This is a genomic window from Lacrimispora sp., assembly GCF_032078915.1.
Lineage (GTDB): Bacteria > Bacillota > Clostridia > Lachnospirales > Lachnospiraceae > Lacrimispora.
This window is the reverse complement of record NZ_DAMAUN010000004.1, coordinates 1-14,034: the sequence shown is the minus strand read 5'-3', so window position 1 is coordinate 14,034 and position 14,034 is coordinate 1. Positions and strand designations below refer to the sequence as shown.

Genomic DNA, 14,034 nt, shown 5'->3' with positions numbered 1-14,034 from the left:
GGCGACATTTTGCTTCATCATCCTTATGAGACCTTTGACCCTGTGGTAAATTTTGTAAAAACAGCAGCCAGTGACCCGGAGGTTCTTGCGATCAAGCAGACCCTTTACAGGGTCAGCGGAAATTCCCCCATCATTGCCGCTTTGGCAGAGGCTGCCGACAATGGCAAGCAGGTATCGGTGCTGGTGGAGCTAAAGGCCCGCTTTGATGAGGAAAATAATATCAACTGGGCGAAAAAACTGGAAAAATCCGGCTGTCATGTCATCTATGGGCTGGTGGGTTTAAAGACTCACAGCAAGATCACTCTGGTGGTGCGCAGAGAAGAGGATGGCATCCGCCGATATGTACATTTAGGTACCGGAAACTACAACGATTCCACGGCAAAGCTTTATACGGATCTTGGTCTCATGACCTGTAACCCTCAGATCGGGGAAGATGCCACCGCCGTATTCAACATGCTGTCAGGCTATTCCGAGCCGCTTCACTGGAATAAGCTGGTGATGGCTCCCATCTGGCTGCGGGCCAGATTCTTAAGGCTGATCCGCAGGGAGACGAGAAATGCGGAAAACGGGAAAACGGCTCATATCATGGCCAAGATGAACTCCCTTTGCGATAAGGAAATCATAGCGGCCCTTTATGAGGCATCCTGTGCGGGAGTGAAGATCCAATTGATCGTCCGAGGGATATGCAGCTTAAAGGCGGGAGTTCCGGGCCTAAGTGAAACGATTACGGTCCATTCCATTGTTGGAAATTTCCTGGAGCATGCCCGGATCTTTTATTTTGAAAATGACAACAGTCCGGAGCTTTATATGGGAAGCGCCGACTGGATGCCCAGAAACTTAGACCGAAGGGTGGAGATCATGTTCCCCGTAGAAGATGAAATGCTGCAGGAGCATATCATCCATCTCCTTAAGGTGCAGTTTCAGGATAATGTCAAGGCTCATATCTTAAAAGCCGACGGAACTTATGAGAAACCTGATAAAAGAGGCAAAGCCCTGGTCAACAGCCAGGAGCTGTTCTGTGAAGAGGCTGTCCAGAATGTTAGAGCGGAGCTTGGCAAGTCAGATCCGGTAGGCAGCCGGGTGTTTATTCCTACGGAAAGTCAGGGATAAGCCAATGGAAGAGCGCCCCATAGTTACCGAATTATAGCTTTTTTGTAAGAAAATAGTAAGGCAAAGATACCTTTCTTGTGGTAAAATGGATAAGAGTCTAGGCGGTGCAGAAACATTCGCGCAATTTGTGCGTGGGAGCTTGCTCATTAAGCACAAATTGTGCAAATGTTTCTATAGGGCGGAACGCCCGTCATGAATAATTTGGCATCAGCCAAATTATGAATGCACTGCTGAACCTTATATATACATACATACGACAAGGGAGGTATTTTCATGTCCGAGACAATAAGCATATTAGTTGTGGATGATGAGAAAGAGATTGCAGACCTGGTGGAGATCTACCTGGTCAGTGATGGATATAAAGTATATAAAGCGGATAATGCGGAAGAAGGACTGGGAATTCTGGAAAAAAATCAGATCCATCTGGTACTTTTAGACATCATGATGCCTGGTATGGATGGCCTGCAGATGTGCAAGAAAATTCGAGAGACCAATAACATTCCTATCATCATGCTCAGTGCCAAGTCCACGGATCTGGATAAAATACTGGGACTTGGAACCGGAGCAGATGACTACGTGACAAAGCCCTTTAACCCACTGGAGCTGACGGCACGGGTAAAATCCCAGCTTCGCCGTTATACCCAGCTAAACCCCAACAGTGCGGTAAATGAAGCTGCTAAGAATGAAATCGCAATAAGAGGACTGACCATTAACAAGGATAACCATAAGGTGACTGTTTATGGGGAAGAGATTAAGCTCACCCCCATTGAGTTTGACATCCTTTACTTACTGGCCTCCAACCCCGGAAGAGTGTTCAGCACCGATGAGATATTTGAAAAGGTGTGGAATGAAAAGGTTTATGAGGCAAACAACACAGTTATGGTACATATCAGACGGCTGCGGGGAAAGATGAAAGAGGATACCAGACAGAACAAGATCATCACCACTGTTTGGGGGGTAGGATACAAAATTGAAAAGTGATTTAAACCGCCGTTTTCATACCCGGGTCATTGCCAATATTTTTTACAGTGCAGTGGTCACGGTCCTGATCGAGATATTTCTGGTAACCAATGTATCCTTGGTAGCCTCCTACATGAGAAACACGCAAAAGGACAATGCATTTGTTGAGATGCTTACATCCTTTGATGTGGTAGTGATCCTGATTTATGTGATTTTCGGGATCGGAATATTCACGGTCACCTTTTTACTTCTCCAGGAAAAGTCCATGCGTTATATCGGCCGGATTTCTGATGCCATGCAGAGCATTTCCGGGGGAGATTTAAATATTACGGTTGACATTGAAGGGGATGATGAATTCTCTGTCATGGCTGCCAGTTTAAATAAGATGGTGGAAGATTTAAGAGGCCTCATGGATAAGGAACGGGAAGCGGAGCGTACCAAGAACGAGCTTATTACCAATATAGCTCATGACTTAAGAACTCCCTTAACTTCCATCATTGGGTATCTGGAGCTTTTGTCCGGAGAAACAAAGCTTGATCCGGAAGTCCAGAAAAAGTACATAGGGATCGCATACGTAAAGACAAAGCGGCTGGAAAAGCTGATTGAGGACTTATTCGGATTTACAAAGCTGAACTATGGGAAGATCTCCATGCACGTAGCCAAGGTGGACGTGGTGAAGCTCTTAAGTCAGCTTTTGGAAGAATTTTATCCCAGTTTTGTGGATAAGAACCTATCTTATGAGCTTCAAAGCAATGTTCCTGCCCAGATGATCTCGGCGGATGGCAACCTTCTGGCCCGTCTGTTTGACAATCTGATCAACAATGCCATCAAATACGGAGCGGATGGAAAGCGCATCCTGGTAAAGGTCCATGGCAGCGAAGAAATGGTTACCATTCAGGTGATCAATTACGGTTACGTGATTCCGGAGGAAGAACTGCCTCTTATCTTCAATAAGTTTTACCGCGTGGAACAGTCCCGTTCTACCAATACGGGAGGAACGGGGCTGGGGCTTGCCATCGCAAAGAATATTGTGGATATGCACGGCGGAACCATTCATGTGACCAGTGATTTGTCCGGAACGGTATTTACGATTAAGCTGCAGGTGGATTTTGATATTAATAAAGAGAACTTTGGAAAGATAGGGTGACAAAGAATGAAATTCAGAAAGATATCCCTGATTTGTGCCATGGTTGTCACCATAGCAGGCAGCGTAACGCTGCCTGCTTTCGGTATGGCAAATGAAACACCGGTCGGAATGGATGCAGGGAATTCCTTTGCAGACGGAAATTATGCGGCTACTAATTCCGGGGTTTCCATGGATGTATCCTATGGATATGAGGGAAATGCAAAAAGCGGACGTTACGTACCGGTAAATTTTTCATTAAAAAACCAGCTGGATTCCGAATTTCAGGGAACGGTCCAGGCGATTGCCATGGAATCGGATTATGACATTTACCAATACGAGTACCCGGTTTCCTTAAAGGCCTTTGAAGCCTCGGAGGAATCCTTAGATATTCCGGTGGGAAGGGCAGATGTTCTTTATGTGAAGCTTCTGGACTCCCAGGGAAAAGAGCTGATCCGCAAACGCTTAAAAATGAATGTGACGGCAGATATTGCAGAACTGTTTGTGGGGGTTTTATCCGATGAGCCGGATACTCTGTCCTATATGGATGGGGTGGGAGTGAATTACAGCTCTGTCAGGATCAAGACTTTTGAGATGGATATAGAAAAGATGCCGGATAATGTCATCGGTCTGGACCTTTTGGATGTGCTGGTCATTACGGACTACGATACCAAAAGGCTGTCCACAGACCAGGTATCTGCAATCTGGGAATGGGTGAAAGGGGGAGGGACCCTTCTTCTGGGAACCGGCAGCCGGGTGGATGATACCCTTTATGCCTTCCGGTCTGATATCCTGGAGGATGATTATGCCCCTCCATCGGAAAAATCCGTGGACATGGGAGTGGAATATTCCTCCAATGGTCCTGGAGATTCCTTCATGAATCTGGTTTGTGCAGACGTTTCCTTAAAAGGTGGAACCGGAGTGCTTTCCAATGATGAATTCCCGGTCCTTACTTCTGTATCAAAGGGAAAAGGAAAGGTAGGCGTGGCGGCCTATGATTTTGTGGATATCGCTTCCTTCTGCCAGGTCCAGCGTTCCTATGTAGATAAGCTTTTTACGGCGCTTTTGGGCGAAGCCAAGTTAAATGATTTGTCCTCCTACCTTTACAGCGGAAATTCCGGCCAGTTCTGGTCCGTGCAGAATATGTTAAATACCGGAAATTTAGATAAGCTGCCGAACCTGGTGATTTATGCCGCAGTGATCCTTGGATATATTGTACTGGTGGGCCCGGGGCTGTATCTGTTTTTGAAAAAGCAGGAGCGGAGAAGGTATTACCGGACCGCGGTTGCGGCGGTTTCCTTAAGCTTTGCGGCAATCGTATATTTAATGGGAATAGGAACCAGGTTTAAGGATACCTTTTTTACCTATGCGACCATTCTGGATACCACGGAGAACTATGTAGACGAATATACGTATATCAACATGAGGACGCCTTATAATAAGGCATATACCATTGCCCTGGATCCGTCATACGATCTGCTTCCCATCACCAGAAGCAGTTCCTATGAGATGAAGCCGGTTCCCAGATTTATGGGAAATGAGGACTATAAGGTGAATATATCTTATGGGGAAACGGACACCAGAGTTTCGGTTCAGAACGCAGCCGCTTTTACCCCCAAGTATTATTCCTTAAGGAAACGGACCTCCAATACAGAGCATAAGGGCCTTATCGGGGACATCACCCTGTTTGAGGGAAACGTATACGGCACTGTGACCAATGAGTATCCTTTCCAGGTGGAAAAGGTGGGAATCCTGATGTACGGGAAAATGGTGGTCATTGAAGAGTTAAAGCCAGGAGAGACCATGAATTTAAGCGGGCTTCCTCTCATCAATTATCCCATTAACAATTCCTTTCTGGTATCTGCCCGGGTAACGGGAAGCTATCAATATCCCAAAGCGGACATTGAGGATCCGGCATACATGCTGGCTTTATCAAGAACCAACATTTTAAGCTTTTACCTGGATAAATATTCCTCCTTCTATAATCCGGAAGCCAGGATCGTGGCTTTCAGCAAGGACCAGTCAGCCAGCCAGTTCCTTGCCGGAGGGAATTATGAAACTTACGGCATGTCCATGTTTACATCTACCATTAATGTAAAGACAAAAAAGAATGGAGAGACCTCCCGGTCTGCCCTTATGAAAACGCCTACGGTGGTAAGCGGGCAGTATTATGCGGATTCCAACGCCATTTACGGCGTAGACCCGGTTGCTCTGGAGTATTTTCTTGGAAATGATCTGGAGGTGGGAACGCTGACCTTTGAAAACCCTTCTGACGAGTTTTTAAACAGCGAAAGCTTTTACTATACCACCATCTTTAAAGGAAATATTTATTTCTATAATCACGACACAGGAAATTACGATGCCATGGACCCTAATAAATCGGTTTATAAAGCCTGGGAGCTGACCCCTTATCTGTCTCCCGGCAATACGCTGACTGTAAAATATGTATGTGACAATACATCTGAGAATAACTGGTATGTGACTCTGCCGATGCTGACTGTGGCAGGAAGGGATAAATGATGTTAGAGATTAAAGATTTGCGGAAAAAATTTGGAAAATTCCATGCCTTAAACGGCTTGGATCTTCGTATCCCCCAGGGATCTCTTTATGGCTTCGTAGGACCTAACGGAGCAGGAAAGACCACCACCATCAAGATCATGACAGGGCTTCTTTTTGCCGACGGCGGCCAGGTGATGATCGATGGCGTGGATGTGTCCGGGGGTTTAGATAAATTAAAAATGAAAATCGGCTATGTACCGGATTTTTTCGGCGTATATGACAATTTAAAAGTCAACGAATACATGGAATTTTTTGCTTCCTGCTATGGAATCGACGGGCTTAAAGGCAGGACCCGGTATATGACCCTTTTGGAGCAGGTTGGGCTGGATGATAAGGTGAATTTTTACGTGGACAGCTTATCGAGAGGAATGAAGCAGAGGCTCTGCCTGGCAAGGGCTCTGATCCACGATCCCCTTTTGCTGGTCCTTGATGAACCGACCTCAGGGCTGGACCCAAGAACCAGGTTTGAATTTAGAGAGATCCTAAAGGAATTAAAGGAACAGGGAAAGACCATATTCATCAGTTCCCATGTACTTTCCGAGCTTTCCGAGCTGTGTACGGACATTGGGGTCATTGACCAGGGGAAAATGATCTTAAGCGGCAGCATGGAGGAGATTCTGCACAGGGTCAATGCTACCAACCCTCTGATCATCTCTGTTCTTGGAAATAAGGATAAGGCGCTGACCATCTTAAAAAGCCAGCCCTGTGTCCAGACCATAGCGGTGAAAGACGAGGACATCCGGGTGAATTTCATTGGAGATAACCAGGATGAGGCCCTTCTTTTACAGCAGCTTGTGGATGCCGAGGTGCTGGTACATGGATTCTACAGGGAGCAGGGAAGTTTAGAATCCCTGTTTATGCAGATCACGGATCACGATAAAGAAAAGGCGGTGCTTGTACATGAAATTGAATCCGGTTTATAAGCGGGAGACAACGGTCAGCTCCAGAAGTTTCCGTCTTGCGCTGATCCTGGCGCTTTTTAATACGATTCTGGCTTTGGTAGTTTTGCTTAATATGTATTCCGTAGTGGAACGGGTAAAGCTGACTGCGGAGATCCAGTATTCTTCATTTACCAATTTGTACATATTTGTGGCTGCAGTGGAATTTGTAATGCTGATGTTCATCATGCCGGCGCTGACCGCAGGAAGCATCAGCGGAGAGAGGGAACGCCAAACCCTTGACCTTCTTCTTACCACAACCTTGAAGCCATGGGAGATCATATGGGGAAAGTTTACCTCATCCTTTAGCACCATGTTCCTCATGATCATGTCCAGTTTTCCCCTTCTGGCCGTATCCTTTGTATATGGGGGAGTGATGATTTATGACGTAGTGCTCTTGCTTTTTTGCTACCTGGCAGTGGCCCTTCTCTGCGGAAGCATGGGAATCTGTTTTTCCACCCTGTTCAAGCGGTCGACCATCGCCACGGTAGTAAGCTATGGAGTGCTGGTCCTCATTGGCGCAGGCACCTATGCGGTCAATGTCTTTGCCCTTTCCATGGCCCGGATGAACATAAGCAGCACCTATGTCATGTCCGTGGGAGGTATGGCTGACCAGACCAGTTCCGGCGCATGCTTGTATCTGCTTTTGCTAAACCCGGTGGCGACCTTCTATGCAATGATCAATGGTCAGACAGGGGATAATCAGGTGGTGAGGAGTTTAAACAGCTGGTTCGGCCCCCATCCGGATAACTTTATCATGGAAAACTGGGTGGTCTTAAGCATTTTTATCCAGCTGGCCCTGGCTGCCATATTCATGTTCATCGCCGTAAAGGCCATCAGTCCATCTAAAGGAAAAAAGATAAGAAAAATAAAATGACAGGAGGTTTTTATGCTTACGATCGGATGTCATCTGTCTTCCTCAAAAGGCTATTTTGCTATGGGGAAGGAAGCTGTAAAGATTGATGCCAATACCTTTCAGTTCTTTACAAGAAATCCCAGGGGAACAAAGGCCAAGGCCATGAACCCTGATGATGTAAACCGTTTCCTGGCCTTTGCCAGGGAACATGGAATAACCCGGATCCTGGCCCATGCGCCCTACACTTTAAATGCCTGCTCCGCGGATGAAGGGCTTCGCACCCTTGCCAGGGATACCATGAAGGATGATTTAGACCGGATGGAATACACTCCCGGAAACTGCTATAATTTCCACCCGGGAAGCCATGTGGGACAGGGGACAGAAGACGGGATCCGTTATATTTCAGATATGCTGAACCAGGTTCTGACACCGGAACTTCATACCACCGTCCTTTTAGAGACCATGTCCGGCAAGGGCAGCGAGGTAGGACGGGAATTTGAAGAGTTACGGGAGATCCTGGACCGGGTAGAGCTAAAGGATCATATGGGCATCTGCCTGGATACGTGCCACGTATGGGATGCAGGCTATGATATTGCCGGTGATCTGGACGGAGTCTTAAACCGGTTTGACCAGGTTATCGGTCTGGATAAATTAAAGGCGATCCATCTAAATGACAGTCAGAACCCTCTCGGGGCGCACAAGGACCGTCATGCTAAAATCGGAGAAGGCTTTATCGGTTTTGAGGCTCTGAAGCGGATGACGGTTCACCCGGCTTTAAAGGGCCTTCCTTTTTATCTGGAAACGCCCAATGACCTTTCCGGGTACGCAAAAGAAATTTCCATGATGAGAGGAACGGTATAGCCAACCGATTAATGGTGTAGTATAATGAGCGAAAGAGAGTGAAGATGAGTTCACTCATCGAATAAAAACCGTTAAGGAGGAAATGACATGGGAATTGTTAAGGCACTTACTACCGCAGTCGGAGGTTCACTGGCAGACCAGTGGCTTGAAGTGATAGAAGCAGGCAATATGGGAGATCAGACCGTATTCACCAGCGGCGTAAAGATCCGGAAGGGATCCAATACAAAGAGCACGGAATATACGGTATCTGATGGTTCCGTCATTCATGTTTACCCCAATCAGTTTATGATTTTGGTCGATGGCGGAAAGGTGATTGATTACACTGGAGAACCAGGCTATTTTACCGTGAAAAATTCTTCCCTTCCGTCACTTTTTAACGGTCAGTTTGATGAGGCCATAAAGGAATCCTTTGACCGGATTCGTTTCGGCGGCCAGACACCCACTTCCCAGAGGGTGTATTTCATCAATTTACAGGAGATTAAAGGGATTAAGTTCGGTACTCCAAATCCCATCAACTATTTCGACCAGTTTTATAATGCGGAATTGTTTTTGCGGGCCCACGGAACGTATTCCATCAAGGTGACAGACCCTCTGTTGTTCTATGGGGAAGCCATACCGAAAAATGCTTCCCGGGTCGAGGTGGATGACATCAACGCCCAGTATTTATCTGAATTTTTAGAGGCTCTTCAGTCATCCATCAACCAGATGTCAGCCGATGGCATCCGGATCTCCTATGTAGCTTCAAAAGGAAGAGAACTGGGACAGTATATGGCGGGTGTCCTTGATGACCAGTGGAAGGACCAGAGGGGAATTGAGATCCAGTCTGTGGGAATCGCCAGTATTTCCTATGATGAGGAATCAAAGAAGCTGATCCAGATGCGCAACCAGGGCGCCATGCTGAGCGATCCCGGGGTCAGGGAGGGCTATGTGCAGGGAGCAGTGGCCAGAGGTCTTGAAGCGGCTGGAAGCAATGCCAATGGTTCCATGGCAGGATTTATGGGTATGAACACGGGAATGAACACTGGCGGCGGCTTTATGGGAGCGGCTTCAAATGCCAATTATCAGCAGATGCAGATGAACCGGGCCCAGCAGGAAAATTCCATGGAACCGACCCCGGCAAGCGGAGCGGGTAAGGCCGAAAGTCCTTCGGAAAGCTCATGGACCTGCGGCTGCGGAAGTGTGAATACAGGAAAATTCTGTCCGGAATGCGGAAATCCAAAGCCGGCAGGAACATGGACCTGTGAATGTAAAACTGTAAACAATGGCAGATTTTGTTCGGAGTGTGGAAAACCAAGACCATGAGTGAGATCATAAGCTATAAATGTCCAAATTGCGGCGGGCCGCTTATCTTTGATCCGAAAAAGCAGAAGTATGCTTGTGAATACTGCTTATCAGAATTCAACCAGAAAGAAACAGAGAGCGGGGAGCCCAAGGAGCCTAAGGCAGAAAAGAAAAGCAGGGAGCCTGAGGCTCCCAAAGCAAAGAAACAGGGCGGAGAGCCTGTCCTTTATACCTGCCCAAGCTGCGGTGCCGAGATCGTGACGGATGAGACCACTGCAGCGACCTTCTGCTACTATTGCCATAACCCGGTGATCTTATCGGGCAGGCTGTCCGGGGAATTCCATCCGGATTATGTGGTTCCATTTGCAATGGAAAAGAAGCGGGCCGTGGAAATCTTTGAGCAATGGATGAAAAAGAAGCGGTTTGTTCCAAAAGCTTTTTACAGTGAAGACCAGATCGAGAAGATTTCCGGTGTATATTTTCCTTACATGCTTTACAGCTGCCGGGCGGAGGGAAGCTTAAATGCAAAAGCGGACCGTCTGCGGGTCTGGGTAAGCGGTGACCGCCGCTATACGGAAACTCAGACCTATGATGTCCGAAGGGAAGGCTCTATGCCCGTAAAATTCGTGCCCCGTAATGCCCTCAAAAAGTCCAATAGGGAGCTGGTGGAGGGCGTGCTGCCATTTGAAACGGAGAAGATGAAGCCCTTTTCCATGGGGTATCTTTCCGGCTTTGTGGCAGAACGGCGGGACATGGGAGAGCAGGAATTCTCTGAGGATGTAAAGTCAGAGGTGCGCCTGTTTGCCGAGCAGTCTTTAAAGAACAGCATTACCGCCTATGATTCTGTGAGAGTTCAGAATCAATCCATCCGCCTGGAGGACGAACGATGGGAGTATGCACTTTTGCCTGTGTGGACGCTTACTTACCACGACGGGGCAAAGGACCAGATGTATTATTTTACAGTGAATGGGCAGACCGGTAAGGTATGCGGCAAGCTTCCTGTGGACCGGAACAAACTGATGCTTCTGTTTATGGAAATATTCCTGCCCGTATTTCTTGCTATGCTGATTGTGGGGTATCTGATATGATGAAAACAAAGGGACTGTTCCTTCGGATGAACCGGGTAACCGTTTTATTATTCATGGTTCTTCTGTTTCTGATCGTTCTCTCCGGTGGCATGAAAGCTTTTGCCGAAAGCCAAAGCCCGGAAGGCGCTTTAAGGGAAAATCGTGTATATGATGAAGCAGGACTATTTTCCCAGGAAGAAATAGAAACATTTGAAACTCAGATCCAGGCGATGAGAAAAGAAATGAATATGGATGTGGTGATTACAACCACAGACCAGGCAGGTGGAAAGTCGGCCGGAGAATATGCGGAGGATTTCTACATAAGAGGAGCTTATGGAGTTGGAAAGGATTACAGCGGGGTATTGTTCCTGATCGACATGGATAATCGGGAGCTTTACATCCTTCCGGTAGGAAAGATGAACCGCTTTTTAACGGATGAGCGCTGGAATTCCATTCTGGATTCTGCTTATGACGAGATAAGCAATCAGAATTACGGAGCCTGTGCCGGGAGCTTTCTGGACGGCGTGACCAAATATTACAAGGCCGGAATTCCCGGAGGACAGTATAATTATGATAAAGAGACAGGAAAAATAAGTGTTTACCGAAGCATCCGGTGGTATGAGGCAGCCCTGGCGGCCCTTATCGGGCTTATTGCAGCGGCCTCAGCCTGTGGGGGAGTGACCAGCCGGTATTCCATGAAAAAGGAGAGAGGCTGGGCTAAGAACTCACTGATGGCCTATCGTGCAAACTGTCAGTTCCGGTATTCGGACCAGTTCGACCATCTGGTGAACAAAACCGTGACCTATATGATCATTCCGCGGAATCATGGGAATACAGGCCGGGGCGGAGGCGGTTTTTCCTCCGGCGGCAGGAGCACTACCCATACCTCCTCCGGACGCACCATGGGAGGCGGAGGGCGGAAATTTTAAGTTAACCTCATCAAGCAGCAAAGCGGATTGTGAATAACCGATTGATTGGTCTCGTTTAAAATAATAAATAAAAACCTGCCGGGTAAAGCAAAGACTTTTCTCAGCAGGTTTTTTATGTGATGGCCATTATTCCATTGTGCAGACGATTGTTACAGACTCGCTTTGCGCTGTTTGCTCTTCCCTTTGAAAGCTACCCGATTATCACTCCAGATAGACCGGGATAGGCATGTCCAGGGAGAGGGAATCCTCCGTAACGACACAGTCATATGCTAAAATATGGACGCCGGCCTCCTTCGCCCTTTTTAACGCTTCCGCAAATTCCGGATGCGTTTTTTTATTTGGCGTGAATGCCTCCATCTCTTTCATCTGGATGACAAACAGGATATAAGCCTCATACCCTTCCCTGTGGGCATTAATAAGCTCCTCCATGTGCTTTACTCCCCGCACCGTAGGCGCGTCAGGAAACATGGCAAGGCCGTTTTCTTCCAGGGTGACTCCCTTAACCTCCATGAATGCAGGGACTTCCTCTCCATGGGTTTCCCGTTTTCCCGGAAGTACCGCCTGAAAAGCCAGATCGAACCGTGACTGGTCGTAGGTGACTTCCCGTCTGATGTCCTTTATGACCGGGCTGAAAAGGGAAGGTGTATCCTCCGTCTGATGAAAAGGCAGGGGAGAATTTTTCCGGATGGATTGCAGCCATTCGTACGCCGCCTGATTGGGGGCCTGGGAATCCATATTGATGAGGAGCGGCCCGGCCTTTTCCCGTTCTTTCCATACGCCGATCAAAGAGTATTCTGTTTTTCTTCCAAGAGCCGCAGCCTCCGGATGAAACTGCACCAGCACCTTAACACCGGGGATGAGTAACTCCCGGCAGCGCCCTGTATTTTTAACGTGACAGATCACTTCCACTTCCCCATACCCCTCTTTTGAAATCAGGACGTGGGCAATAAAACGGTTGGGCCGGCTTACAAAGATCCCTGTCAGCATGTGTTCGTATCTCATTGAAGCTGTCTCTCCTTTCTGTATCCATGGTTGTATCTTACCATATAGAGAATAAAAATGGAACCCTTGTGTCCCTGGAGTGGATACATTCGTCCGTTGGGTGAAAACTTTTTTGCCCTTTTTTCTTGCGCCGCTAAAGAAAGTGTGCTACAATGCTGGCAAGGTTTTTGATCCATTGACATTATGAGAGAGCAGGAAAGGAATAAAATACCATGGAAATATCCTATCAAAGTACCAGGGGCGGCGAGGCCGGTGTGACGGCTTCCCAGGCGATCTTAAAGGGTCTGGCGGCAGACGGCGGCCTGTTTATGCCGTGTTTTATCCCAAAGCTTGACAAATCCATGAAAGAGTTGTCGGCGCTGACATACCAGGAAACAGCCTATGAGGTCATGAAGCTGTACCTTACGGATTATAGTCCGGAGGAGTTAAAGAGCTGTATTGATCAGGCTTATGACAGCAAATTCGATACAGAGGAGATCGCTCCTCTTGCCAAGGCTGACGGAGCCTATTATCTGGAATTATACCATGGAAGCACCATTGCATTTAAGGATATGGCTCTTTCCATTCTTCCCCATCTGATGACCGTTGCGGCAAAAAAGAATCAGGTAGAAAATAAAATCGTGATCCTTACCGCTACCTCCGGCGACACAGGAAAGGCTGCGATGGCCGGTTTTGCCGATGTGGAAGGAACGGAAATCATCGTATTCTATCCAAAGGATGGCGTAAGCCGGGTCCAGGAGCTTCAGATGGTAACCCAGAAAGGGGAAAACACCCATGTGGCCGCCATTCATGGAAACTTTGACGACGCTCAGACAGGGGTCAAAAAGATATTCGGAGATAAGGAGTTTGCCCGCAGGCTTGATGAAAAGGGCTTTCAGCTGTCTTCCGCAAACTCTATTAACATCGGCAGGCTGGTTCCCCAGGTGGTATATTATGTCTATGCCTATTCAAAGCTCCTTGCCTGTGAAGAGATTTCTGACGGAGAAGAAGTCAATGTTACCGTGCCTACGGGAAACTTTGGAAACATTCTGGCTGCCTATTTGGCAAAGCAGATGGGTGTTCCCATTAAGACCCTTATCTGTGCCTCCAATGAAAATAAGGTTCTTTATGATTTCTTCCGGACCGGGACCTATGACAGAAACCGGGACTTTATTCTCACCAGCTCTCCGTCCATGGACATTTTAATATCCAGCAACTTAGAGCGCCTGATTTATTTAAGTGCCGGATGTGATGCAGAGGCCAATGCGGCTCTTATGAAGGAACTGGGCGATAAAGGCAGTTATTCAGTAACCGCAGGTATGAAGCACTTCATGGAAGATTTTATGGGAGGCTTTGCAGGAGAAGAGGA

General features: G+C 47.5%; 12 protein-coding genes. 11 read left to right on the top strand and 1 reads right to left on the bottom strand.

The annotated features are described in order from the left end of the window. The 10 genes from ppk1 to RT269_RS02735 form a co-directional block, all read left to right on the top strand. The coding region (gene ppk1 / locus RT269_RS02780) for a polyphosphate kinase 1 (RefSeq protein ID WP_313180470.1) at nt 1-1,110 on the top strand (1,110 nt) is incomplete at its 5' end. A gap of 273 nt (nt 1,111-1,383) precedes the next feature. Continuing rightward, complete coding sequence (locus RT269_RS02775) at nt 1,384-2,091, top strand: response regulator transcription factor (protein ID WP_313180469.1); 708 nt, start codon at nt 1,384-1,386, stop codon at nt 2,089-2,091. Continuing rightward, nucleotides 2,081-3,217: a sensor histidine kinase gene (locus RT269_RS02770; RefSeq protein ID WP_313180468.1), complete on the top strand. Its 1,137-nt coding sequence runs from the start codon at nt 2,081-2,083 to the stop codon at nt 3,215-3,217. Before RT269_RS02775 ends, RT269_RS02770 begins: the two co-directional genes overlap by 11 nt. 6 nt (nt 3,218-3,223) lie before the next feature. Beyond that, the gene (locus RT269_RS02765; RefSeq protein WP_313180467.1) at nt 3,224-5,713 is read left to right on the top strand and encodes a hypothetical protein; all 2,490 of its coding nucleotides are present in this window, start codon (nt 3,224-3,226) and stop codon (nt 5,711-5,713) included. Beyond that, a complete protein-coding gene (locus RT269_RS02760) occupies nt 5,713-6,675 on the top strand; it encodes an ABC transporter ATP-binding protein (RefSeq protein ID WP_313180561.1) in 963 nt (320 codons plus the stop codon). The genes RT269_RS02765 and RT269_RS02760 overlap by 1 nt, the downstream gene beginning before the upstream one ends. Next, the gene (locus tag RT269_RS02755; RefSeq protein WP_313180466.1) at nt 6,653-7,567 is read left to right on the top strand and encodes an ABC transporter permease; all 915 of its coding nucleotides are present in this window, start codon (nt 6,653-6,655) and stop codon (nt 7,565-7,567) included. Before RT269_RS02760 ends, RT269_RS02755 begins: the two co-directional genes overlap by 23 nt. 12 nt (nt 7,568-7,579) lie before the next feature. Beyond that, complete coding sequence (locus RT269_RS02750) at nt 7,580-8,407, top strand: deoxyribonuclease IV (RefSeq protein WP_313180465.1); 828 nt, start codon at nt 7,580-7,582, stop codon at nt 8,405-8,407. A gap of 87 nt (nt 8,408-8,494) precedes the next feature. Continuing rightward, nucleotides 8,495-9,709, top strand: coding sequence for an SPFH domain-containing protein (locus RT269_RS02745; protein ID WP_313180464.1), 1,215 nt, complete (start codon nt 8,495-8,497; stop codon nt 9,707-9,709). Beyond that, a complete protein-coding gene (locus RT269_RS02740; protein WP_313180463.1) occupies nt 9,706-10,776 on the top strand; it encodes a TFIIB-type zinc ribbon-containing protein in 1,071 nt (356 codons plus the stop codon). Before RT269_RS02745 ends, RT269_RS02740 begins: the two co-directional genes overlap by 4 nt. Continuing rightward, on the top strand, nt 10,773-11,684 hold the full coding sequence (locus tag RT269_RS02735; protein ID WP_313180462.1) for a TPM domain-containing protein: 912 nt from the start codon (nt 10,773-10,775) through the stop codon (nt 11,682-11,684). The genes RT269_RS02740 and RT269_RS02735 overlap by 4 nt, the downstream gene beginning before the upstream one ends. Before the next feature lie 201 nt (nt 11,685-11,885). Here the strand turns inward: RT269_RS02735 and RT269_RS02730 are convergent, their stop codons facing one another. Then, nucleotides 11,886-12,686: a DNA/RNA nuclease SfsA gene (locus tag RT269_RS02730; protein WP_313180461.1), complete on the bottom strand. Its 801-nt coding sequence runs from the start codon at nt 12,684-12,686 to the stop codon at nt 11,886-11,888. Nucleotides 12,687-12,898: 212 nt separating this feature from the next. Between RT269_RS02730 and thrC the strand changes: the two genes are divergently transcribed. Then, nucleotides 12,899-14,034: threonine synthase (thrC, locus tag RT269_RS02725; protein ID WP_313180460.1), on the top strand; the 1,136-nt coding region annotated here is incomplete at its 3' end.